The sequence below is a fragment of the Paraburkholderia sp. BR10872 genome, from assembly GCF_040965835.1.
GTDB lineage: Bacteria > Pseudomonadota > Gammaproteobacteria > Burkholderiales > Burkholderiaceae > Paraburkholderia > Paraburkholderia nodosa_A.
In genome coordinates this window covers 33,044-56,432 of sequence record NZ_JBFRCN010000023.1, presented here as the reverse complement: position 1 = coordinate 56,432, position 23,389 = coordinate 33,044, and the positions used below count along the sequence as shown (strand labels likewise).

Annotated in this window: 18 protein-coding genes; 4 read left to right on the top strand and 14 right to left on the bottom strand. The window is 61.6% G+C overall.

Annotated features, from left to right (window positions below; all coding sequences use genetic code 11):
* Positions 1–25 precede the first annotated feature (25 nt).
* Complete coding sequence (locus tag AB4Y43_RS19260; RefSeq protein ID WP_368604477.1) at positions 26–928, top strand: OmpA family protein; 903 nt, start codon at positions 26–28, stop codon at positions 926–928.
* A 42-nt stretch (positions 929–970) separates the two neighbouring features.
* Here AB4Y43_RS19260 and AB4Y43_RS19255 read toward each other — a convergent pair whose 3' ends face one another.
* From AB4Y43_RS19255 to AB4Y43_RS19190, 14 genes are all read right to left on the bottom strand, one after another.
* Entirely contained in the window at positions 971–1,255 is a 285-nt protein-coding gene (locus tag AB4Y43_RS19255; protein WP_368604413.1) for a PAAR domain-containing protein, read from the bottom strand.
* Positions 1,256–1,725: 470 nt separating this feature from the next.
* A complete protein-coding gene (locus AB4Y43_RS19250) occupies positions 1,726–2,439 on the bottom strand; it encodes a hypothetical protein (protein ID WP_368604414.1) in 714 nt (237 codons plus the stop codon).
* Between the two features lie 182 nt (positions 2,440–2,621).
* Positions 2,622–3,677, bottom strand: coding sequence for a hypothetical protein (locus tag AB4Y43_RS19245; RefSeq protein ID WP_368604415.1), 1,056 nt, complete (start codon positions 3,675–3,677; stop codon positions 2,622–2,624).
* Positions 3,674–6,604: a hypothetical protein gene (locus tag AB4Y43_RS19240; protein WP_368728542.1), complete on the bottom strand. Its 2,931-nt coding sequence runs from the start codon at positions 6,602–6,604 to the stop codon at positions 3,674–3,676. The genes AB4Y43_RS19245 and AB4Y43_RS19240 overlap by 4 nt, the downstream gene beginning before the upstream one ends.
* A gap of 73 nt (positions 6,605–6,677) precedes the next feature.
* The gene (locus AB4Y43_RS19235) at positions 6,678–9,206 is read right to left on the bottom strand and encodes a type VI secretion system Vgr family protein (RefSeq protein WP_368728541.1); all 2,529 of its coding nucleotides are present in this window, start codon (positions 9,204–9,206) and stop codon (positions 6,678–6,680) included.
* A 2-nt stretch (positions 9,207–9,208) separates the two neighbouring features.
* Positions 9,209–10,330, bottom strand: coding sequence for a type VI secretion system protein TssA (gene tssA / locus AB4Y43_RS19230; protein ID WP_368728540.1), 1,122 nt, complete (start codon positions 10,328–10,330; stop codon positions 9,209–9,211).
* A gap of 69 nt (positions 10,331–10,399) precedes the next feature.
* Positions 10,400–13,060, bottom strand: coding sequence for a type VI secretion system ATPase TssH (gene tssH, locus AB4Y43_RS19225; protein ID WP_368728539.1), 2,661 nt, complete (start codon positions 13,058–13,060; stop codon positions 10,400–10,402).
* Positions 13,061–13,091: 31 nt separating this feature from the next.
* Positions 13,092–14,177: a type VI secretion system baseplate subunit TssG gene (gene tssG / locus AB4Y43_RS19220; protein ID WP_342948799.1), complete on the bottom strand. Its 1,086-nt coding sequence runs from the start codon at positions 14,175–14,177 to the stop codon at positions 13,092–13,094.
* Positions 14,141–15,979, bottom strand: a complete 1,839-nt coding sequence (tssF, locus tag AB4Y43_RS19215; protein ID WP_368728538.1) for a type VI secretion system baseplate subunit TssF — start codon at positions 15,977–15,979, stop codon at positions 14,141–14,143. Before tssF ends, tssG begins: the two co-directional genes overlap by 37 nt.
* Positions 15,980–16,048: 69 nt before the next feature.
* On the bottom strand, positions 16,049–16,528 hold the full coding sequence (gene tssE / locus AB4Y43_RS19210) for a type VI secretion system baseplate subunit TssE (RefSeq protein WP_069266628.1): 480 nt from the start codon (positions 16,526–16,528) through the stop codon (positions 16,049–16,051).
* Between the two features lie 81 nt (positions 16,529–16,609).
* Complete coding sequence (locus tag AB4Y43_RS19205; protein WP_028206760.1) at positions 16,610–17,113, bottom strand: type VI secretion system tube protein Hcp; 504 nt, start codon at positions 17,111–17,113, stop codon at positions 16,610–16,612.
* 140 nt (positions 17,114–17,253) lie between these two features.
* Positions 17,254–18,747 (bottom strand): type VI secretion system contractile sheath large subunit, encoded by a 1,494-nt coding sequence (gene tssC / locus AB4Y43_RS19200; RefSeq protein WP_069266629.1) that lies wholly within the window; start codon positions 18,745–18,747, stop codon positions 17,254–17,256.
* Between the two features lie 18 nt (positions 18,748–18,765).
* Positions 18,766–19,320 (bottom strand): type VI secretion system contractile sheath small subunit, encoded by a 555-nt coding sequence (gene tssB / locus AB4Y43_RS19195; RefSeq protein ID WP_342948797.1) that lies wholly within the window; start codon positions 19,318–19,320, stop codon positions 18,766–18,768.
* Positions 19,321–19,380: 60 nt separating this feature from the next.
* A complete protein-coding gene (locus AB4Y43_RS19190) occupies positions 19,381–20,064 on the bottom strand; it encodes a tetratricopeptide repeat protein (RefSeq protein WP_368728537.1) in 684 nt (227 codons plus the stop codon).
* A gap of 354 nt (positions 20,065–20,418) precedes the next feature.
* On the opposite strand from AB4Y43_RS19190, the gene tssJ reads away from it, so the two are divergent.
* The 3 genes from tssJ (at position 20,419) to icmH (ending at position 23,273) form a co-directional block, all read left to right on the top strand.
* Positions 20,419–21,033, top strand: a complete 615-nt coding sequence (gene tssJ / locus AB4Y43_RS19185) for a type VI secretion system lipoprotein TssJ (protein WP_342948796.1) — start codon at positions 20,419–20,421, stop codon at positions 21,031–21,033.
* 114 nt (positions 21,034–21,147) lie between these two features.
* Positions 21,148–22,494 (top strand): type VI secretion system baseplate subunit TssK, encoded by a 1,347-nt coding sequence (gene tssK / locus AB4Y43_RS19180; RefSeq protein WP_069266632.1) that lies wholly within the window; start codon positions 21,148–21,150, stop codon positions 22,492–22,494.
* Positions 22,491–23,273, top strand: a complete 783-nt coding sequence (icmH, locus tag AB4Y43_RS19175) for a type IVB secretion system protein IcmH/DotU (RefSeq protein ID WP_342948795.1) — start codon at positions 22,491–22,493, stop codon at positions 23,271–23,273. The genes tssK and icmH overlap by 4 nt, the downstream gene beginning before the upstream one ends.
* The last annotated feature ends 116 nt before the right edge of the window (positions 23,274–23,389 follow it).

Here is a 23,389-nt window from a genome sequence, read left to right as displayed (position 1 = left end):
GGCGCGCGTTCCTGTGCGTACGGCGATGGCTGCGGCGCTCGCGGCTGGCGTGTTGGGATTCGCTGGCTCGAACGCGTGGGCCGACGATGCGAGCCCTGCTCGCGTCACGCCCGTGAACAACAGCGGCGCGCAGGTCAGCACGACTGAGCTTCCTGCGGCGAACCCGGCCGCCTCTACGGCTGATACTGTTCCCCGCTCGACCGCCACGTCCACGCCCGCGCCTGTCGATACGGCGCCCGGCCAGGTCGTGGCAGGCGGCAAGGTGCCCGACGAAGCCACGCACGCGGCTGTGCTCGCTCGTCTGCGCGAGACCTATGGCGCGGCGAACGTCGTGGATCAGATTGAAGTGGGCGACGTAGCGACGCCGCCCAACTGGTCGGATAACGTGCAGAAGCTGCTCAACGCGCAGCTCAAGCAGATCCATAAAGGACAACTGAAGATCGACGGCACGCAGATCGACGTGCGCGGCGAGGTGGGCAACGAGGCCACGCGCCAGCAGATCGCGAGCGACATGGCCACCGCGCTCAATCCGACCTATACGATCCGCAATGGGTTGCGCGTGAGCGCGTCCGAACAGGGGCTGCTCGACCAGACGCTCGCAAATCGCACTATCGAATTCGAAACGGGCAGTGCGACGCTCACGCCGCAAGGCCGGGCGATTCTTGATCAGATGGCGGCCGTGCTTGCGAAGATGAATACGCGTACTGTGGCGATCATCGGGCATACGGACAATGCGGGCAATCGTGCGTCGAACATTGCGCTGAGCCAGGCGCGTGCCGATGCTGTTAAAGGGTATCTCGTCGGCAAGGGGATCTCGCCGCAACAGATGACGGCGACTGGTGTGGGTCCTGATCAGCCGATTGCTTCGAATGATACGAGTGATGGGCGGGCAAGGAATCGGCGGATTGAGTTTCGGGCGGGGTTGTAGGGGGAATGGCCCTCGGGCCTATCATCACAACCACAGATCACTTCAGGCGGAAAGCGTTCCCGTGGTTTGCGATGCCACAAGCTTCGGCTGGGGTTGACAGTGGCACTGACACAGGTCGCCTTCTAGAGCGACCTGTTTTCCCATTACCGTCAGCGTGTGCGGAGTTCCATCCGACACGATGACACCTTGGGTATTGCAGGTGTGGCACATGACCGGTGCTCCGATATAGGCCATCGGCCTCCCGGAAAACGAAGACCCCTCGATGCCATCCATAACGACGCCGTTTTGATCGGTCTTGTCGTCTTTCAGTATGAATTTGCGAGTCATATTTGCTCCCTGAGATTTTTCTCTGATCCGACTTTAGTGGCGCTCGCCACGAATGTGTCGAGCTTCGATGACTGCTGGATGGCTTCTGGCAAAACCGGCTCACGGCACGTTTTCCAGCTAAGCCAGGCGAACACGGACTGGAGGTTGCCCACGAACTTTGCCTTCCTGACGATCTCCCTTGTCAGTCAAAGGCCGCTGAGTCTTAACCCGGATGTTGCCGTCGAATGCCATCGCGTCAGAGTCTTAGCGTCCCGCCACTTGGGCCGCCACCGTCGAAGACGGTTCACCGGGGAGCGAAGCTCGTTGTACGTCCTCGGGCCACACCGGCTCACGACTAGTCAGTTGCGCAATGTAATGCAATAACACCATCAGGCACATTGGAACCGCGATCACGGTCGTCAGCAGCCAAAGGGCGGCGTTTGCCCTGCGAACGGCCTTGAAATTGGAAAACAACACACTCGCCGATGCCCTCAAGGACGGTCCTTCGGGCAAGTACTCCTTGATAGGTGGAAGCGATTCCGGGCCGTCTTCCATAAACTTTCGAACGAATTCGAAGTTCGCCAGAAGTTGCTCAAGAACGTTCGCCCCCACGCTGACGTCTCCGATCCCCCGTTGACCGTACGTTTGCCAAAACTGAAGGTATTGACGATGGTTTTATTGTCCTCGGCGAGCACGAAACATCTCAGGACGGTTGGCGCACCGCCGAAGAGCGGCGAAGACGTCTGCCGGTCAGTGAAGAAGAAAGCTTTGTCCCAAGGCACGGCAACGACCCCGTTCTTGCCGTTATGGCGGAAGGCATAGACCATCCGGTTTTTCCTGTTAAACCGAATTGTCTTGTGCCGGTAGTTGAAGCAGTCCTTCAGCAAAATGCCGGCACAAAACGCGCATCCTATGGCACACGGCACAACCAGTGTCCAGAAAATCGCGCTGCTATGAGTGAACAACACGAACTGCCAGCCAAAATAGGCAAATCCGGGAAATCCGACGAGAAAGGCTAGGGTTGCCCAACCCACCTGCTGGTATGAGGTATCGCAAATGTCCAAATAGATGTTGTTCATTCGAAAGACCATGTGCTTGTCTTTCGCATCGCTTGCCGCCGGCTTGCGGATATCGAGGCGACGCGCGCACTCCTCCGCCGTCACGGGGCGATTTATGGATACCTTCGTCAGATAGTCGTAGGTCATATAGCCTTCAAGTCGCTGCGAACCCCATCGCCGCCGCTGCGGAAGCTCCAATGCCAACTTGAGGCCAGAATCCAAGAAACGGCAACACTTCCAGGCGACAGAGTCGTCTTTCCGATAAATCGCTTACGCACGATACGCCCGAAAAAGTGGTCACGGCATTTCAATTCAGTTATTCGATCACATCAGGGCTCGATCGACAGTTGGTCGGCTTTGACCCATCGAACCAGATGCTTGCCGGAAGCTGTGACGTAGTCGACATAGGCCCACCCGGCAGGCGACTGCTTCAATACCGTCACCGTATCGTTCTGGACTAGATAGGCGCGGCTCGCGTGGCTATCATCGGGTGCCGTATAGAGCGTTGCATTATGTGCCGACACAGTCGCCGCACGGTGCCGGTCATCCGCGACTGCAGACTCTAACGTATGTGCCGCGCCGTCGTTGGCATTCGACAGTGCGGCGTCTATCAATCGCGCATCGTTGCTCGCGCCTGCGGCATGCAAAGCAGTTGCAATCTTTTGATAGGCCTCGCGATTAATGGACGACAGCGGATCGCACCGCAAGAGATTGTCCGCACCGGAATCGTCGTCGATTACTAATCGTACCGGCTGACCGGCGCTGATGAAGCGCAGCAGCCTGCTCGCCGACGGACGATCGCGCTTCAGCATCACGTTCGTTTGATCCTCCGTTCCCCACTGTGCGGGCTGGCCAGCTTGCCAGCCCGCTCCGCATATCGCACCAGTTTGATCGGCGGTAATACACCCCGTGCGTATCTCAATGACAGGACAGTACTCCCGGCTCAGAACGGACTCCGCTTGCCCCGGCCCAGACGATACCGTCCCCGATTCGACTCGCCCTACAACAACAAATTGGCCGGACGGCGAAATATCGCTCTCGCTCGGCGGTTCAATTGCAGCCCCGCCAGCGTTCGTTTTGCCAGTTCTTGGCAGCAGGCTGAACGTCGCTCCGTTCGGGAAATAAAATACTGCCTGTTGCCAGGACCGCTCGGCCAATGGTGCTTGAGGGTTCGATGCGTTGCCGTAAAGAATGGCTGCCCCACCCGGTAGAGCGAAGCGGAATGTGGACGATGTTTCGGAGGCAAGTGATGGCGTAGCAGCGCCGTTGGTCAGGAGAAAAGCGGTGGCAATCCCCGTGCCGATACGAACAGCATCCAAGCAAACTAAGCTGATTCGAAACTGCAGGTTACTTGTCTTCATAGATTTTGAAGTCTTCTTTCTCAAGATGGCATTCCCAAGGCTTGGACCAGATGCTGATATCTTCCCGGCGCGACCGACTCGCCGTTGACTTGCGCCATAGAGCGCGATGGCCCGTAATCTTGCAGGATACTTGTTTCGTATGCAGACCTGTTCGCCCCCCATTCTGCCGGATTGTGCGACGCCTGCGGATTGTGTTGAAAAAAGCGATCCAACGAAGTTTTCATACTGACTGGTGTTGCACGGGGCCAGTTGACGTCCTGATCCAGCACGGTCGCACGGCCGAGCGCTGACTGAAGATAATCCTTGATCGGATAAGCGTAGCCGCTAGGTGTCTTGTTGATAGCCTGATTGAGCCGATCGACGAAGTCCTTGATTTGCAGCTCTTGGTATAGCGGTGACGACACAGCGTGCGCCATCGACGCGACAGGCGGGCAGTTGACCGGCTTGCCAAAAGTGGAGATGGAGCAATCGCGCCGTAACGCAGTGTAAAGCTCGTCACCAATGATCCGGGCGCCACTCGTAAATGTCGAATGCGCGTACCCCAGCGAAGCATCGCTGCCCGAACCGGTAACGGTCCAGCCGCAATTAGCAAAATACCGTTGGTACTCAGCAGGATGCGCGTCTCGAAACGCAGCGATCTGGGTGGCCAGTTCGCCTTGGCTTGCCGAACCACGGATGGTCTTCTGCATTGCCCCAGCGCTGATGATTGCTACATCGATCGCTTGAACCGTATCCACCTTGCCTTCATTCTGCGACATGGCGCGCAGAATCCTTTCCTCGGTCTCGCTTAGGGTCCCGTTGGTCCGCATCGTCGCCAACGCCGGACAGTTGCCCAGCGAGATCGAACCCGAATGCTGCGGGCCATACCAATACGTATTCGCATCCTTCTTGAAGCGCGTTCCGGTCACCGTTACGCAGCAGCCGCAAGCACAAGCGTCGGGATCGAAGAAATTCCCCACGATCCCCACCGGATGCAAATGATAGACACTCGGTGCCGACACGGGATTCAGTGCCGCCTGGCAAGCATCCCACATCTGCAACAGCTTGATCCGCTCTTTCTCCGTCTTCCAATACGGCAGACCATCATGCATAAAAGAGTCGAGCGCGTCCCATTTGCTCATCGGGCCGCCCCACTCGCTCTCGTATTTCACGACCAAATGATCGATACGACTCGCGCGCCATTTCAGGTCCAATGCAGAGAGCAGACTCCGTCCACCGATCTTGCCTTGCGGGTCGCTCCTTGGCGTCAGAATCTCATCAAGCTTTGCGATCAGCGCATCGCTTTTCGCCGTGTTGAAACTCGCCTCGAACGCGCTCTTTTCGTCTGCAGTTGCGTTGTCGCCTTTCAGGTAAAGGTAACGTTTGTACATATCGGCTGTCGTCAGATTCGACGACAGCAATTCAAATCCGGCCCATGCCCATTTGTTCTGCAGCGAGACATTCGGCTGTCCGGATGCGCAAACGAACCCTTTGACCGTCTTCATACTGGCATCGCCCGCATCGACCTCGTACCACTTGCTCTTCTTGTCGTCCAAATGTTCGGTCAGACCGGCGATATTAACAACGCGCGTGTAGTCGCTGCTTCCAGTGGGCGCCGCCGACAACGACAACGGAAAGGAATTCCATGCGCGTCGTGAGTCTTTGCTTGCCAGCTCACTGCGCAAAATCCAGTAATCCGTTGCGCTGTTGGCGCCAGCCGCCTTGGCCTGCACCTTGGTCCACATGCCCGTCTGTGGTGCGTCTTTCGCAACCGTCACCGCAGTGTTCGCGGGCAACGTAAAATCGCCATCGGTCTTACAGCCGTACAGATTCGCCCCTTTCGACAGCACCAGTTGTGTCTTTGGCTCCTGCGTCAACTGCGCCGCACGCGCGCGGCTGCGCGCTAAAAACGCCTGTAAATCGTCGCCTGCGAACACCTCGACATGCAGCAACGCACGTTGCGGACTCGGCGGCAAAGTCGACGTATGCTCGACATTCTGATATTCACCCAGATAGCCGATCACGTCACCGGCACCAATGCGTACCGGCGTGGGCAGCACATAAACGCTGTCGAGGGCCGCAGGATCGATCTCGCCATCGAGCCACGGGATAAATACCCAGCCATGCGACGCATCCGCCGGCGCCTCCTTTCCGGGCACAAGCGGGACGATGCCACCGGAAACGATGCTGGCAATGCGCCCCCAGTTCTTCGGCGTATGTGCCAGACGTTGAAGTTTAACTTTGCTGCCCGACGGCAAAATTCCAATGTTCTCGCCTACATGGCCATGGTTGTCGCGATGCACATGCGAGCCTTTGATCGGCTCCCCGTCCTTGACGTTCTCTTGCTTATCGGTAGCGCGCTTCTCGTTGACGGTGTAAAGCGGTTCGGCGTTGTAGTAACTCGGCCAGGTCTTTTTGTTCTTGTCCTGTTCCGAATGCTTGTATACCGTGCAAGGCGCCAAATGCATGTATAAGCTGAAAAAGACCAGCGAATCTGCCGGGTCCGTGCTCAACTTGTTCGGTTGGTTGTTCGCGGGCGTCTGCGACGGAGTGCCAGTTGGATGCGACGCATTGTTAGGCGCATTCGGCGCATTCGCCGGCACCGCGGGCAAGGTCAGCCTATGTTTGACCAAGGTGAAGCTTCGCGAATATAGCGCCGTCGATTTGTCTGGATAAGACAAATGCTGGTAGTCGCTATCGAGCCGGTAAGCCACGACCACACCGTCCGCGATACACCGTACGCCGCCGCTGCGGTCCATTGCGCTTTCGCCTGCCGTCGGCGACGCGCCGATCTCATCTAGATGAATCCCGCCATGCCATAGACCGTTCAAGCCCAAAGGGAAGGCGCCATCGCTGCCCTGGAGTGCGGCCAGATAGGCGTCCGGGTCCACTGTTCCTGCCGCATTTTTCTGTGGAAAGGGATAGGCCCATTGCGAGACCGGGGTCAACGTATCGCCATTGTCGGCTGCCATGCTGTTGGTTTCCTGATTATGCTCATAAAAGCACCGTGGGTGCGCAGGGCGTCCTGCTCGCTCCACGAAGCGCTTATCCCGAGAACGAGGTAGAACGCTTTGGTTTGCCGTCCGCCGCTACCCATGACGGGAAGTTCGTGTCCAGGCGCGTCGGTCCCGAGAAATTGTGCGCCGTCCCCTTCACATCGACCGTCCCAGGCGCGTGGATCTGGATATTGCCGTCGGCGATCCGGATATAGGCGCCGCCACTCGTCAGCAAAATTCCCGTCTTTGCCGAGATTGTGACCATATCGGTCGCCGAAATTACCGTCAGCCCTTTCTGCGCCGCCAGTTCGATTGCATCCGACTGCGCTTGCAGCTGCACGGGGCCCTTGCCAGCAAACAATTTGATGCCAGCGTTCTGCGCGAAGAGACTTATTTTCTCCGCCACGCTCGCCACGAGTGACTTCCCGGTGGCAATAAACGTGCTTTTCCCGCTCACTAAATTAGTTTGCTGATCACTCGCCAAATGCACTGACTGCTGCGTCGACAGCGCAATACCAGACGGACTCGCGACCAGCATGACGGGCGACTTGAACGCGTTCGCATTGCCGGTGCCACCTCCAGCCGTTCTACCACCAGACGATGCCCCACCCTGCGCACTGCTCTGTGTCGCATCGGTAAAGGACTTGAGCGCATCGTGCCCGTCACTGAGACTCTCCGCCTGATGCGCCTCACTAGCCTGCGACATCGACTCAACCACGCTCTTGGCGCCCATGAGTTGCTGTCTGGCCTCGCTCACGTCCAGTTGCTGGCTGCCAGCCTGTTTAGGATGCGTCGTGACGTACAGCCCCTGCGAAGCACGCACCGCACCGTACGAATCCGTCTTCAGATCGAATCCTGATCCAAGGTATGAACCGCGCGTATTTCCGCTCTGGTCGATCAGATACCCCAGATGAAGCACACTGTTCCCCGTACTGCTGTACAACCTCGCCCGATTCTGCCCCGTCGCATCGTCGAGCACCATTTCATTAAAGCCGGAACCCGAATACTCCTTCGACCGGTAGCCCGAGAGAATACCGTTGCTGTGCCACTGCGGCTGGACACTCCCGTTGTAGACGCGATGCAGGACGATGGGCCGATCGCAATCTCCGCCCACATACCCGATCAGCACTTCTTCACCGACCCGAGGAACGTGAACGCTCCCGTAACCGCCGCCCGTATCCGACTGCGCGACCCGCACCCAACACGAAGCACCCGCATCTCCGGAATTCTGCCGGTCCCAGATGAACATCACCTTCACCCGGTTCAGTTCGTCCGTGTAGACCTCTTCGCCCTGCGGACCGACGACGATAGCCGTCTCCAGGTGCATTTCTGGCTTCTTGTGCTCGAACGGGCTGCGGTACGGAACCGTCACGCGCTGCGCTTCGACTTCGACCAGATAAAAACCTGCGGAACCGTCTTCCTGGGTAACAGTTTCTCCGGTGTGCCCGGATTTGGCCCTCGCCAGTTCGTTCTGCAAGCTGTGCGGAAAGCTCGCTTCGTGGTCCGAAAGCGGCAGGTTGTTCTCGATGTACCGGCGCACCTTGATTGCCGCGAATTCCCGCTGGCCCGCCGGATCGTGATCGTGCTCCGGGTGACCGGTCAGTTCGAAGCGCAGTCCCGCATCCATACCGCGAACGCCACCCGCCGCATAGAACCGTTTGGCACGCGACTCCCATTCTTCCAGATGAACTCTTGAAAGGTGTTCGCCACGAGTCTGGTCCGAGTATGTATATGCACCGGTATATTCGTAGACCTCAGCTTGCTCGGGCAGATTCCCCTGGTTCGCCATCGTCGGCAGCGTTGTCCCTTTGGGATTGACCGCGGACGACGGCGTCTTGTAGTCGAAAGTGCGCGTCGTGTGCACGGTGCTTTGCAACGTGCGCGAGCCCGACCACTGCGTAAAGGCGTCCGTTTCGCTGCCAGTGCCGGACCGGTAGAACGTAACCGGATTAGGCGACACCTCGTCGAGCGAATGGATGTCGTCGGTCACGACCAACGTATGTGACTTGCCGTCCTTGGCCTGACGCCAGAAGCCGAACAGACCCTCTTCTTCTAACAACCGGTGAACAAAATTCCAGTCGGTTTCGCTCTGGCGACAATACGAGCGTTGCGGCAGCGGCTTGCTCAAGGCGAACTGGAACTGGCCGCGCGCCTGCGGATGCTCGTTGAATACGTCCGTCATGATGGCGTCGGCGCTCTTGTCCTGCCAGTACCGCATGTCGCTGCGGAACCGGAGAAAGTGCATCCATGACGCGTAAGTCAGCTGGTAGCTGGTGAAGCTGCCATCTGCGCCGAGCCTTCGGGCCGTATGAATATAGCCGTTGACCGGAAGATAGGACTTGTCCGCTTGCTGAATCCACAGCGTCATTGGCTGCGCAATGAGCTTCTTGAGTTCGATGTCGCCCGCCGTGGACACCAGATCGAGCGTGCCACTGAAATCGCGCCCCAGCTCCGAACAAAGAACCGCCCTGCGCGGCACGAGCGCACTATCCGGCAAGGCTGGAATATCGGTCTTGATCAGGCGGTCCTGCTGGATCAGACCGCCCTGAATGACCTGAACAAGTTCAGTGAGATTCATGCTCAACTCGCATCATCCGTCTTCACACCCAGCATCTCGCGAATCTGCGCGAGCGTGCCATCGTCTTTCACCACGGTCGAAAGCCACTTGTGCAGCGGCATTTCCGCCCATTCCGCCGCCTTGTCTGCGAGATAGGCAGCAGGACTATGCGGCTCGGTCTCGCGAAAGAAGACAGCAACCGCGCGCAGTTGCGCAACGGCTTCGGCACGGCTCTGTATGCCCGCGTACGCGCGTACCGGCATTCGAATCGGATTCGCCATGGTGTCCTCAACGGGCAAAGGTGTCTTGAAGCTCGGTTCCGCGCGTTCGACAGCCACGGGCGAAGCGGCCGGCTGCACGGCAGGCTCCAAGGCCTCCGCATTCAGGTTCACGCCCACGTCACGCGCGAACCGCTCCGCAAGTCCATACACGCTCTCGTTGGCCTCGCGCGCTTGCCGGAAGCTCGGCGCCGCATCACCGGCTCGCGCCTCGAGCACCATATCGAGCGCAGCGAGAGAGGCTTCGAATGCTTTCAACTGCGTGAGCAACGTTCGATAGAACGAAGCCGGCGTGGCCCGCTTCGAGGCGTCGATCTGCTCCACCGAAGGCTTGCCGCGCGCGATATCGTCTGCGTGATCCGGATCGCGCTTGACGGCCTGCGCGACGTGCATCGCGACATCCCAATCGATCGCGCTGAAAGCCACACCCGACTGCGTGAGCGGCACCGAACGCAGCAATTCCGCCGTGCGGCCCGCAAGCCACGCGACATTGCCGAGGCGGCACTCGGTATCGTCACCTTCCGGTAGCGGATGCACCTGCTCCCAATACTGCTCGACCAGTCCGCTCAGGAGCGCATAGCCCTGCGTGAGCCCCGGCACGCCCTCCTGAATCGCGAGCGCCTCGGTAAGCCACACGGCGAGCCGCAAGTCCTTCGTCTGCGTGCGCAGCAACGCCGTGCAGCGTTCGACGACGAAAGGCCAGTCGGCTTCCTTGATCTCGGTGATCCACTCGCCCTGGTCGAGCGACGGGTCATCGAAGCGGCGTGCATGCTGGATCGCGTCGAAATCCGCCGAAAACAGCAGGTCGGCGCCGCACGGCGACGCTTCATTAATGGGCGCTAGCAGCGCGGTCGTGTCAGTCGACATGGCGTTCTACAGAAGGGCTAAGGCGTCGGGCTTCGAGCGAAGCATGGGGGTCGCGTATCAACGTCATGGTCATTGCACCGCGTACTTGAACTCACCCGCATCATCGGCGCGCACGCTCACGCGCGCGAGCGACGTGCCCTGCGCGATGCGCTCCAGAACCTGCTGTGCGAGTTCCGGCAAGAGCGTGCCGTTCAGAATGTGATCGACGTTGCGCGCGCCCGAATCGACTTCGGTACATCGCGCAAGCACCGCATCGACGAGTGACTCGTCCCATTCGAATGTGGCGCCGTGGTTTGCCTCGACGCGGCGGCGAATGCGCTCGAGCTTCAGCTCGATGATCTCCGCGAGCACGTCGTCGGAAATCGGGTAGTACGGCACGACTTTCATGCGGCCGAGGAAAGCGGGCTTGAACGACTTGTACAGTTGCGGGCGCAGCAACTCTGCCAGCGCTTCAGCGTCAGGCAGTTCTTCAACGGACTTGTTCAGGCAGGCCTGCATGACCGCAGTCGAGCCCACATTCGACGTGAGGATGATGAGCGTATTGCGAAAGTCGATCGCACGGCCTTCGGCGTCGTCCATCGTGCCTTTGTCGAAGACCTGAAAGAACATTTCCAGCACGTCGGGATGGGCCTTTTCCACTTCATCGAGCAGCACGACCGAATACGGGTTCCGGCGCACCGCCTCGGTCAGCACGCCACCCTCGCCATAGCCTACATAGCCGGGCGGCGAGCCCTTCAGGCCCGATACGCTGTGCGCCTCCTGATACTCGCTCATGTTGATGGTGATGAGCTTGCGCTCGCCGCCGTACAGAATGTCGGCCAATGCGAGCGCCGTCTCCGTCTTGCCCACGCCGGACGGTCCCACGAACATGAAGACGCCACGTGGCTTGTTCGGGTCCTCCAGATTCGCGCCCGCCGTGCGCACGCGCTGCGCGATGGCTTCTAGCGCATGATCCTGGCCGATCACGCGCTCGGCCAGCAGCGGATGAAGATTCAGCATGGTCTGGATCTCGTCCTTCACCATGCGGCCCAGCGGAATCCCGGTCCATGACGCGACGATTTCCGCCACCACGTGTGCGTCGACCTGCAGCGGCACCATCGGCGCGTTCTCCTGCAGCGCGTGCAGGCGCGCGATGAGCGGCGGCAACGATTCGCGCGCGGCATCGGCTTCGCGCATTCGTTCGGATGACGTACTGTCTTCGCGCGCCGCGTCGATCTGGCCACGCAGTTTCGTGATCTGCGCCACGAGTTCGCGCTCCTCGGCGTGGCGCGCCTCGCTTTCTGCCAGTTCGCGAGCGGCAGTGTCCCGCGCCTCGCGCAGCGCCACGAGGCGCCCCTCATGCTCGGCGCCATGCACGGTTTCCCGCTCGAGCGAGGCGATCTCCGCTTCGATACGTTCGATGCGCTTCTTGCCGTCATCGATCGCACCAGGCGTCGCGCCCTGCGCGAGCGCCACTCTGGCGCACGCGGTATCGAGCACGCTCACGGCCTTATCGGGCAGTTGCCGCGCGCTGATATACCGGTGGGAAAGCCGCACGGCCTCGGTAATCGCCTCGTCGAGAATGCGCACGTCGAAGTGGCGCTCCATGAGCCCCACCATGCCGCGCAGCATGGCCGCCGCGAGCGTTTCGTCGGGCTCCTCGATCTTGACCACCTGAAAACGCCGCGCCAGTGCCGCATCTTTCTCGAAGTAACGCTTGTACTCGCTCCACGTCGTCGCGGCGATCGTGCGCAGCTCGCCACGCGCGAGCGCGGGCTTGAGCAGGTTCGCCGCATCGTTCTGGCCGGCCTGACCGCCTGCGCCGATGATCGTATGCGCCTCGTCGATGAAGAGCACAATGGGCTGCGCACTCTTCTTGACCTCGTCGATCACGCTTTTCAGACGGTTCTCGAACTCGCCCTTCACGCTCGCGCCGGCCTGCAGCAACCCCATGTCCAGCACGCGCAGCGCAACGCCGCTCAGCGCCTCTGGCACATCGCCCGCGGCGATGCGCAGTGCGAGCCCTTCCACCACGGCCGTCTTGCCCACGCCCGGCTCGCCGGTGAGGATCGGGTTGTTCTGGCGGCGGCGCATCAAGATATCGATCGTCTGGCGGATCTCCGCTTCGCGCCCGATCACCGGGTCGACAAACCCTTCGCGCGCACGCTGGGTCAGGTCAGTCGTGTAGGTGTCGAGAGCGGGCGTTTTCGACGCAGCGACACTTGTTGCGCTTCCGACCTCGCCACCAGCTTCTGCCGCGCCTTCGACAGGCTCGACCTCGACCGAACCGAGCGTCACTTCATCAAAACGATGCTTGAGTTCGCCGACAGGAATCTCAGCGAAACGCGTCGATATGCGCTGCGCGAACTGCGCAAGATCGGGCGCGCTCAAGAGCGCGAGCAGCAGATGACCGGAACGGATGCGCCCGATCTGCGAGTCGAGCGACGCGATCAGCCAGGCCTGCTCGAACAGCGCGATCAGATGCGGGGAGAACACCGGTGTGCGCGTGTTGCCCGTCTTGAGGCGTTGCAGTTCGCGTTCCAGATCCGCACGCAGCGCATGCGCATCGACGCGCGACGCACGCAGCACGCATACGAGGTCGCTGGCCGGTTCCTCGAGCAGCGCGAGGAGCACATGTTCGAGGTCCACTTCGTAGTGCCCGCGCGACAGGCACGCACTGGCCGCACGCTCGGTAGCCAGCCGGCAAGTCGTGTTCAGCTTCGCGATCAGGGTTTTCAGGGGCGTGCTCATGTCGTCCGGTCCGGCCTCGGGTCTCGTGTATTCAATGAATGACGTGCAGTTCGTAGCGTGCGTCGCGGCGCTCGCGGTCGGCTTCGTGCGTGCAAAGGAAAGCATCCCAGCCCAGACGCGCGCCGGCGCCCAGGCGGCTCGGCCCGACTTCCTCGCGGCGCAGCACCAGCAGCACCTCGTATTCGAGCGTCACTCGCGCGAGCAGCGTGAGCATGCGTTCGAGCGCGAGCGCGTGTTCCGCGCCCGGCAGGAAAGCCTCATAGTCGGCCTTCGAAAGCGGCCCGATCACCAGGCGCGCACGCATGTCGCGCTGCCAGACGCGCTCGCCCGCAAGCGCCGTTGCACCGAGCATCACGTTGCGCTGGCCGAGCATGGAAAGCTGGTCGGGCGGCACGTCGTACCACTTGCCCACGAACTGCTCGACCTGCACGGGCACGCCGAAATAGTCGGAGAGCGTCTGGCGCAGATACGCGGCGGAAACCGGCTGATGACGCGCGGCCACCGCATGCCCCGCGATCGCCTCGTCGAAGAGCGCGCCGCCGCCGTCCTGCAGGCTCTCGCGCGACGCGTCGTTGGCCACGCCCGCAAGCGCGAGCAGCAGTGGCAGATAGCGTTCGTCGCGATCGAGTTCGTAGTGCAACGGCAGCCGGTACTTTTTCCACGCCGAATAGAACAGCGCCGTGGCGCGGTTCGAGAACACGTCGAAAAACTCGCGTGCCGCGCGGTCGCGCCGCAATTGCTCGCGCGCGACGATCTGCTCGGTGTAGTTCAGCGGCAGCGCGCCTTGCGCGCCCAGCAGCCCGAAGAACGCGGGCGTGAGATCCACGCGTTCGAGTTCGCCTGCATCGAGCGCCGCCGTGCGCTGGCCGGCATCGGCCAGCGGCGCGCCAGCCGCGTCATAAGACACGGCACCCGCGATCTCGCTGGCAGGAAACGCGAGCGACAGCGTGTTGCGAAAGCCGATACGCTGTGGGAGCACGTCACGCTGCCGCGCGCCGGCCTTGTCGACGAACCAGCGTTCAAGCAGGCGCACCGCCTGGAAAAAACCAAAGCGGTGCGGCTCATCGAGCAGCCGCTCGATTACGCCAGAATCGATTCGCCGCTGCGGGGGCTGCATCGCATGATCTCCTCGCCGGTGCGCCGCGAAACGACGACCAGTTGCACGAAGCTGTTGATGTGCACGTAAAGCCCGAAAAACACGTCGATGACGCGTACGAACGTTCCGAGGCTCGTGCCGACGAAGTGATCCTCATCGACGGTCAGGCGGATTTCGATGCCGCGCACGAAGGTCGCGAACGGCTTGCCGGGCAGCCATTGCACGGCGGCGCGCTGCTCGACGTCGACGATGCCGTCCACGTGCCGCGCCGAAACCGCCGTGCGCCGCAGGTCATAGAGCGCGAGCATTTCCTTGAGCGTGGTGGCGCCGTGGTTCACGAGCGAGACGTGATTGAGCGCGAGATGCGAAATGAGCCGCCAGTGCGTGGCCTGGCGGCGCTCGAAGCGCACGCACGGCGTCGGTCGCATCAGGAGCGCGATGCTGCTCGCCATCGCGCCGCCCTCCAGAAACAGATCGCCGCCTTCGAGCCCGGTCGCGAGCGCAGTGGGCAAATCGCGGTTGGTACAGGTCAGATCGAGGCTCAATGTTTCGTTTTGCTCGGTATCGACTTCGAAGTCGATATCGACGATCGAGATTTCGGTTTCGTAGCCCGGACTCTTTTGCGCGACGGCTTCGTCGCGCCGGGCGAACCAGTAGTGGCCGGCCCGCATCGATTCGCCATGCCGCAGCGAATAAAAAGGCCGGAACTCGACGACCGTTTCTTCGTGTGCGCGTTGCCGCACCAGTTGCACGGAGTCGATCGAATAAACTTCATAGGCGAACGCTCGCCGGCCCTCCGCCACCACCGGATACGAGACCGCCTGATGATCGAGGCGAATCGGCTCGCCGTGCTGCTTGAAGAGGTTCACCACGGGCGTGCAGAAAAGCCGCAGATGATGCGCCGCGAGTGCGTCGAGCAACCGTGCCACGTGCGAGTCGCCGCGCACGTCCTTGAGCACGATATGAAGCGTGAGTCGCTGGCAGCGGCCCGCCGCGGCGGTCATTGCCGCGAGGTCGAAGTCGACGAAATCGAACTTGTCCGGAAACGCAAAATACTCCGTGAGCAAGCGGTACGCAGGGTGCGATTTCGCGGGATAGTCGATCAGCGCGTCAGCCGCGTCGAAGCCGGCTTGCGCGAACGGCAGCGCGGAGAGCGCGCGCCAGCGGCCATTGCGTTCGGGCTCGGCGTAGGCGGCGATCGCGTGCACGAAGAGGCAATCGCCGAGCGCCGCGATGAACGACTGCTCGCCGTGCAGGTAAGTGCGCAGCCCGCCGCTTCTCCACGCAGAGAGGTCGAACTGCGGCGACGTCGACTCGAACGTGATCGACAGGACGCCGGTTGCATTCGGCGGGAGCACGGTCGCGCTCGGTGCGATCGCCGTCGGCACGTAGCGCGCCTCCGAAACGCGGATCGGCGCGAGCGTCACGTCATAGGCGGTGCGAAAGCGGCATTGCACGCCGCGGATCGGCCGGGACTTCAGTTCCGTGCCGCGCTCGATCACGGCCGGCTCGGTGAGATTGCCGAGCGCGCCCGCGGCGCCGAACTGGGCGATCGAGCACGAGGGGAATGGGCGCAAATAATGCGGGTAGAGCACCTCCAGCAGCGCCTCGGTGAACTCCGGGTAGTCGTCGTCGAGTCGCTTGTTGATGCGCGCGCCGAGCAACGCGAACGACTCGATCATCCGCTCGACGTGCGGGTCTTCGCAGTGCTCCCCCGTCATCGCGAGGCGGGCCGCGATCTTCGGGTAGCGCTGGGCGAATTCGCGCGAATAACGCCGCAGGAACGACAATTCGCGCTCGTAATACGGCAACAGCTCTTCCATCGGTACGCTCCCGCCCCCCAAAACTACCTTTGTGTCATGCCATGTCGCGCGCCGCCGGTCGCGGCCGCGTCATGCTTTTGCGCGTGCGCGCGTGACCGAATACTGCAGCGTCGATGGCTGCAGCATCGCGTCGAAACTCACCGGCTCTTGCGCCGGATGCACCACTAACAACGCCTGAATCGCGAAGTACAGTGCGTTGGTCGAGCGCTCGTTCAGTTCGAGCGTCACCGTTACGCGCTGCAAACGCGGCTCGTGCCGCTCGATCGCCTGCTGGATCGACTTGCAGATGAACGCGCGGTCGTAATGACTCGCGAGGCTCAAGCCAGCGAAATCGTTCAGCCCGTAGGTCAGGATCGAACGGCGGCACTCGGGCAACATCGCGAGTTCGTGCTCGGTGAACGCGATGCGCGAATTCAGGATCGACTCCAGATCGCGCGCAACGGTCGCCTTGAGCTCTTCGATCGAGAACTGCCGCAATGCCGCCGGTGCCGGCGAATGCGGATCGTCGTCGAAGAGCTTGTCAAGCAGTCCTGGCTCGAAACGCTTCATCGGTTCAAATAGAGTCGGTCAGCCAGATGAAACCGGCGCAGGCATTGCACGCGATCGCGCGCGCCGCCTGCGCACGCCGCGTCAGACCGCGTAGGTCTTGTCGTTCTTCGTGAGGCTCCATGCGCCTTGCGCATTGCCGCCCTGGTTGCCGCCGATCTTCTGCTGCGTGTACTTCCACTGCACGGCCGCATACTTCAGCGAAAACTGCTCCGTGGGCAGCCCTTCGCCGACCACTTCCGGCGTGATGCTGGAAATGATCACGTATTTGAGCTTGATTTCGAGGTACTTGATGCGGTTACCCTCGCCGTCCGAGCGCATGAAGTCGATCGTGACTTCGTCGAAGGTCGTGCCGCCCGAAGCGTGCTGATAGAGCAGCGGGCTCACCACGTCGATGTCCTTCAGGAAGCGCATGTCGGCATGCTCGCAGCGCTCGACCGTGTGACCGCCCGCCGTCGAGGCCGTTGCCGAACGCGGCTGCAGAATCGAGTGATTCCACGAATCGATTTCGATCCAGCCAGCATGGTCCTTGTCCTGCGACTCGCCCTTGATGGCCGGATTGCCGAATTTTAGATAGATGTCCTTCATAACGCCTCGACTCCCCAGAGTGGTGGTTTACGGTAGTTTGCTAACGCGGGCCCGAGGGCGATGCCCCCGGGTTGCTTCCCGGTGCGATCCGCTGGATAGCGGACCGCTCCTGCTCAACTCAGTTGCGCGCTCGCGCGGTTTTATGCATTCGCCGGCTTCGGCAGATCCGCCACGAGCCGCAGCGAAATCGACAGTTCGTCGAGCTGGAAGTGCGGCCGCAGGAACGCGACCGACCGGTACGAACCCGGCTTGCCCGGAATCTCGCTGACCTGGATCGATGCCTCGCGCAACGGAAACTGCGCCTTTTGTTCCTGCGAGGCGTTGTCGTCGAGCAGCACGTACTGCGAAATCCAGCGGTTCAGGAACACTTCGACGTTCTGCGCGGACGCGAAGCTGCCGATCTTGTCGCGCATCATCGCCTTCAGATAGTGCGCCACGCGCGACACCGAGAAGATGTATTGCAGCTGCGCCGAAAGCACGGCATTCGCGTTCGCGTTGTCGGTACTATATTTTTTGGGCTTCTGCACTGACTGTGCGGCAAAGAACGCGGCGTAGTCCGAGTTCTTGCAATGGACGAGCGGAATGAAGCCGAGGTCGCTCAGTTCCTTTTCGCGCCGGTCGGTGATGGCGATTTCGGTCGGGCATTTCAGCGCGATCTCGCCGTCGTCGGTCTTGAACGTATGCGTGGGCAGGTCTTCCACGAGGCCGCCGCCCTCCACGCCGCGAATCGCCGCGCACCAGCCGAAGTCGTCGAACGCCGCGGTCAAACGCGCCGCAAAGGCCCATGCCGCGTTACACCACAGGTATTTTGCGTGATCCGTGCCGTCCACGTCTTCGACGAAATTGAAGCCTTCCGCCGTCGCGCCGTCCTTCGGATTGAACGGCAGGCGGCCGAGAAAGCGCGGCAGCGTGAGACCCACGTAGCGCGAATCTTCTGCGTCGCGGAACGACTTCCACTTCGTGTATTCGACGGTGTCGAACACCTTGCCGAGATCGCGCGGCTTGCCAAGGTCGGCGAACGACTCGAGGCCGAGCAGTTCCGGCGAGGCCGATGCGACGAACGGCGCATGCGCCGCCGCCGCGACATGCGACATCTGCTCGATGAAATACATGTCTTCGGGCTGGCGCGTCACTTCGTAGTCGCCGATCAGCGCACCGAAGGGCGCGCCGCCGAACGTGCCGAACTCTTCTTCGTAGATCTTCTTGAAGAGCGCGCTCTGGTCGAATTCGACGGCGGTCTTGAAGTCGCGCACGATGTCGCGCTTGGGCGCGTGCAGCGCCTTGATCTTGATGGTCGAGCCGGTATTGCTTTCCTTGCACAGATACTCGAGGCCGCGCCAGGTGCTTTCGAGCCCCTGGAATTCCGGCGCGTGCATCACGGCACTCAGCTGCGCCGAGATCAGGCGGTCGAGTTCGGCCACGCGGGCATCGATCGTCGCGGAAAGATTGCTCGAGACGATCACGGTGCCTTCCAGCACCTGATGCACGAGCTCGCCAATGAGGTCTTTCGCGCGAGCGTGCTCGGATTCGGATTTGGCCACCTTGCTCTTTTCGACGATCTCGTCGAGCAACGAGGGCGCGGCCTTGGCTTCTTCCAGGGCCGGTGCGCGAACTGCGCCAGTCTGCTGATTCATGTCGATTTCCCCTCGCGCTTATTGCTCGTTGCCGTCGCCGGATTCGTTGCGCTCGCCACGATCCGCTTCGCCAGCGCCGCCCGTGTTGCCCGCGAGCGCCTGCAATTGCTGCGTATTGGCCAGCACCTCGCTTAGCAGGTCTTCGAGCTTGTCGTTGCCGGCGAGCTTGTTGCGCAGGTCCGCGAGCTTCGAGCGTGCCTCGAGCAGACGACGCAGCGGCTCGACCTGCGCGACGACTTCGTCGGGATTGAAGTCGGCCATCGAACGGAAGCGCAAGTCCACGGCGAACTTGCCGCCCGCCTCGCTCAAGCGGTTTTCGACCTGGAACGCCGCGCGCGGTTCGATGCCCTTCATGACGTCGTCGAAATTGTCACGGTCGATATTGACGAACTTGCGGTCGCGCAGCCGCGGCTGTTCGACTTCCGACTGACCCGCGAGATCGCCCATCACGCCGACTACGAACGGCAGTTCCTTCACCTCAATCGCGTCGCCGAGTTCGACTTCGTACGTCAACTGGACGCGCGGCGGCCGCACTTTCTGCAAGCGCTTCTGAATACTTTCTTTCTTGGCCATCGAGGGCTCCCGTGTTCGAGTCGTTCAAGACCTGTTGTCAGCAATTCACCGCCGTGCGGTTCAGCGCAGTGCGCTGAACGGATCGGACGCACCACCGCTTGCCGCCGCTTTGGCCGGCGCCGCTTTGGCGGGCGCGGGCGCAGGAGCCGCAGCCGCGGGGGCTGCGGGCGCGGACGGTGCAGCCTCGGCTGTTTCAACGGGCTTCGCCGCCGGCTTCTGCACATGGCGAACGATGCGGCGCTTCTTCAGCGCGGGCTTATCCGCCTGCTCGGGCGGGAACAGCGAATCCTCGCCGAGCGTGTCGCGCAACTGCTTCGCGAGTGCCTGCGCATCGGACTTCGCATCACCCTGTAGCGAGGCATCCTGGCGCAGTTCGCCAAGCGACTGCGTCGCGACGCGCAAACCGGCCACGGCCAGCACGCTCTTCGCGGCGCGGTCGGTCTGATCGCGCTGCAGCGCTTCCTGCGCCGCCACGATGGCTTGTCCATAGTGTTGCTGCTGGAACTGGATCTGCGCGATGCGCGACCACGGTTCTTCGCGCGTGGGATCCGCAGCGGCGAGTTTCTGGTAAAGCGCGATCGCGCGATCCTGATCGCCGCCCTTCGCCGCGGTATCGGCGTCGGCTAGCGCCTTGTTGAATGCGTCTGGCGATGCCGCGAGATTATGGTCCTGCGTAGCGCAGCCCGCGATTACCCCGCATGCCAGCACCACCCCGGAGAGCCTTGAAATGACCCGGTTTATCATTCTTTCACCAGCGTGTAATTATTAATTCGATGGGAGGGAACTAGAGTTTTGCTTTAGCTCTAGCGCGCGGGTATAGTACAGCCCAAATTTTGATAATTCAACTTCTTAATGTAATGCGCCGACACTAAATAGCTTCTTCGACGCGAGGTTTACTGCCACAAGAAATTCACACAGGAAAGAATTTCTCACTCGTGCAATTGAAAACACGAGCGAGCCGGAAAAGTTTGCCGCATCACATAATCAACCGCTTATCGGCGCCACGCGGGGTTAAACGCGTCTTTATGCGGATAGCATTATCCGGATCGCATATCACCACTTAACGGACCCCGGGCATTCACGCCTGGCCAACAAATAATGAATGCGCGTGTTATTCGTTTCGCATCGATCCTCATCGTGGCGGCGCAACTTGCCGGCTGCGCGGCGGCCGTACCGGCGCTCGGCAGTGCGGCGTCGGCCGCTTTGCAACTCGCGGGCATCGGCAAGCCCGACGTGCCGGACAGCCAGAAACCCCCGCGCGACCTCGGTATCACGCTGCTTGCCGCGCAAAACCTCAACGCGGCGACCGACCGCAAGCCGCTTGCGCTCGTCGTGCGGCTATACGTGCTGAAGGACCCTACGTCATTCCAGCAGGCGCCGTTCGATACGTTCACCGACCCCGCAAAAGAAAAGAGCGCGCTGGGCAGCGACTTGCTCGGCGTGCGCGAAGTGACGCTCATTCCGGGCCAGAGATATAACGCCACAGAAAAGGTTTCACGCGAGGCGCAAGCCTTCGGCATCGTCGCGCTATTCCGCGATCCGGCCATGCAGCGCTGGAAGTTCGCCTTCGATCCTGCGAAATCCGAGAAATCCGGCATAATGGTCGGCCTGCATAACTGCGCAATGACCGTCACGAGCGGCACGGTGATCTCGCCGGACCAGGGATTACCGCCGCAGCAGCTGAATCTGCTTTCGTCGGTGACTTGCGGGTGAATAAAGGGCAAAGCACCAGGCAGAGTAACGAGCAAGCGGGATATTTAACAATTTCAGTCCGCCGATCGCCGGCGCGAGCGGCACGGGCCGAATCACGCATATAGCCGATTTAACATGAGTTATTCCTCGAAAGTGCTTTGGGGAGAAGGCCTGTTCCTCAGGCCTCAGCACTTCCAGCGGCAGGACGCCTACCACGAAGCGCGCCTCTTCGAATCGATCCAGGCCATTGCGCCGTACAACTGGGGCGTGCGCACCGCGCGGCTCGACCACGACGCACTGGGCAGCAACATGCTGCGCATGAGCGAACTCGCGCTCGTGTTTCCGGACGGCACGCTCTACAGCGCGCCGCAGGCCGACGACCTGCCGCCGCCCGTGGCGCTCGACACGCTGCCCGAGGGCATCAACGAATTCACGTTCTACCTGGCGCTGCACCAGATGCGCGAAACCGGCACGAACTACGCGCCGGATCGCAACGACGGCTTCGTCACGCGTTACGTGAGCGAGCAGGCGAGCGTAGCCGATCACTACACGGACGCCGCGCAGGCCGACGTGACGTTCCTGAAAACGAACGTCAAGCTGATCGCGCACAGCGAGCCGCGCGATCAGTTGCTCTCGGTGCCCGTCGCACGCGTGCGGCGCACTGCGACTTCGGGATTCGAGGTCGACGAAAGCTTCGTGCCGCCGAGTCTCGCCATCGAAGCGTCGCCGCTCCTGCACCAGCGTCTGCGCCGCCTCATCGACGCGCTGCAGGCCAAGGTCAATGCGCTCTACGGCTTTCATCGCGAGCCGACCAAGAACATCATCGAGTTCCGTTCGGGCGACATCGCCTCGTTCTGGCTGCTGCATACGGCGAGCGGCGCGTTCGCCACGCTCGCACATCTCTATCAGCATGCGGCGCTTCACCCCGAGCGGCTCTTTCACGAGCTGCTGCGCCTCGCGGGCCAGCTCATGACGTTCTCCAAGGGCTACGCGCTGGCCGACCTGCCGGCGTACCGTCACGACGATCCCGGCCCCGGCTTTGCGCGCCTCGATACGATACTGCGCGACCTGCTCGAAACGGTGATCTCCACGCAATACTTCGCCATTGCGCTCGAAGAAGTGCGTCCGTCGTTCCATATCGGCCGGCTCGATTCGGGCAAGATCGACGACAAGACCACCTTCTATCTCGCGGTTTCGGCAGACATGCCCGCCGTCGACCTCGTCGAGGCCGTGCCGGCTCGCTTCAAGGTCGGCGCGCCCGACGACGTCGACAAGCTCGTGCTCTCGGCCATGCCGGGCGTGCGGCTCGTCTACACGCCCCAGGTGCCGCCCGCCATTCCCGTGCGGCCCGGCGCATGCTATTTCGCGTTCGAGGCGCGTAGCGCGCTTTATGAGCGCATGGTGCAGGCGCAGTCGGCCATGGTCTATGCGCCCTCGGGCATCAACGATCTCAAACTCGAACTGATCGCGGTGACGTCATGAGCAACGCCCCTTCCCTTTTCGGCGACGCGGCGCCGCCCGTGAATCACCCCGCGCCTGCCGCGGAGCCCGCTTACCAGGTGCGCTCGCTGCTCGATTTGCTCTACGACGGCTTCTTCATGCTGTTCCTGTTGAAGAACGGCCGCGAGCCCGGCGACGCCAGCGAATTCGGCGCGCGCGTGCAGCAGTTTCTGGGCGATTTCGAGCGCGGCGCGAAAAAACTGAACGTCGCGGCCGAAGACGTGTACGCGGCCAAGTTCGCGTTCTGCGCCGCACTCGACGAATCGGTGCTGGCGTCGTCGTTCCGTATTCGCGCCGAGTGGGAACGCCGCCCCTTGCAGCTCGCGCTCTTTGGCGAGCAACTCGCGGGCGAGAAGTTCTTCCAGTATCTCGAGGAATGTCGCGCACAAGGCGCGCCGCGGCTGCAGTCGCTCGAGGTCTTCCATATGTGCCTGCTGCTCGGATTCCAGGGCAAGTACATTCTCGAGGGGCCGGAAAAGCTCGCCTATCTCACGGCGCGCCTGGGCGACGAGATCGCGCATATCAAGGGCAAGCGCGCGGCCTTCGCGCCGCATTGGCCGCTGCCCGATCAGGTTGCGCACCGCCTCAAACGCGAGGTGCCGCTGTGGGCCATCGGCGCGGTGTTCGCGCTGGTGGGTCTGCTCGCCTGGCTCGGCCTCAGCACCTGGCTGCGCGACAACACGGTGCACATGCTCGCCCCGTATACGCAACTCATCAAGCTCGGGCCGCAATCGGCAAATCTGACGATCTCGCTGCCTTGAGCGTTCGAAAGGGGCGTGGCGTGCGGCCCGCCCCTTTCGCACCCAATCAACGCAAAAAACAAAACCACCGCCGCAGCGGATATTTCGAAGCAACTGCAGAGTAGCCGGATTGACGC

Excerpts from the sequence above, each read along its gene's own strand:
- AB4Y43_RS19260 (WP_368604477.1), top strand. The coding sequence starts at position 26 with ATGGCTGCGGCGCTCGCGGCTGGCGTGTTGGGATTCGCTGGCTCGAAC.
- AB4Y43_RS19255 (WP_368604413.1), bottom strand. The coding sequence starts at position 1,255 with ATGACTCGCAAATTCATACTGAAAGACGACAAGACCGATCAAAACGGC.
- AB4Y43_RS19250 (WP_368604414.1), bottom strand. The coding sequence starts at position 2,439 with ATGACCTACGACTATCTGACGAAGGTATCCATAAATCGCCCCGTGACG.
- AB4Y43_RS19240 (WP_368728542.1), bottom strand. The coding sequence starts at position 6,604 with ATGGCAGCCGACAATGGCGATACGTTGACCCCGGTCTCGCAATGGGCC.
- AB4Y43_RS19235 (WP_368728541.1), bottom strand. The coding sequence starts at position 9,206 with ATGAATCTCACTGAACTTGTTCAGGTCATTCAGGGCGGTCTGATCCAG.
- tssA (WP_368728540.1), bottom strand. The coding sequence starts at position 10,330 with ATGTCGACTGACACGACCGCGCTGCTAGCGCCCATTAATGAAGCGTCG.
- tssH (WP_368728539.1), bottom strand. The coding sequence starts at position 13,060 with ATGAGCACGCCCCTGAAAACCCTGATCGCGAAGCTGAACACGACTTGC.
- tssG (WP_342948799.1), bottom strand. The coding sequence starts at position 14,177 with ATGCAGCCCCCGCAGCGGCGAATCGATTCTGGCGTAATCGAGCGGCTG.
- tssF (WP_368728538.1), bottom strand. The coding sequence starts at position 15,979 with ATGGAAGAGCTGTTGCCGTATTACGAGCGCGAATTGTCGTTCCTGCGG.
- tssE (WP_069266628.1), bottom strand. The coding sequence starts at position 16,528 with ATGAAGCGTTTCGAGCCAGGACTGCTTGACAAGCTCTTCGACGACGAT.
- AB4Y43_RS19205 (WP_028206760.1), bottom strand. The coding sequence starts at position 17,113 with ATGAAGGACATCTATCTAAAATTCGGCAATCCGGCCATCAAGGGCGAG.
- tssC (WP_069266629.1), bottom strand. The coding sequence starts at position 18,747 with ATGAATCAGCAGACTGGCGCAGTTCGCGCACCGGCCCTGGAAGAAGCC.
- tssB (WP_342948797.1), bottom strand. The coding sequence starts at position 19,320 with ATGGCCAAGAAAGAAAGTATTCAGAAGCGCTTGCAGAAAGTGCGGCCG.
- AB4Y43_RS19190 (WP_368728537.1), bottom strand. The coding sequence starts at position 20,064 with ATGATAAACCGGGTCATTTCAAGGCTCTCCGGGGTGGTGCTGGCATGC.
- tssJ (WP_342948796.1), top strand. The coding sequence starts at position 20,419 with ATGAATGCGCGTGTTATTCGTTTCGCATCGATCCTCATCGTGGCGGCG.
- tssK (WP_069266632.1), top strand. The coding sequence starts at position 21,148 with ATGAGTTATTCCTCGAAAGTGCTTTGGGGAGAAGGCCTGTTCCTCAGG.
- icmH (WP_342948795.1), top strand. The coding sequence starts at position 22,491 with ATGAGCAACGCCCCTTCCCTTTTCGGCGACGCGGCGCCGCCCGTGAAT.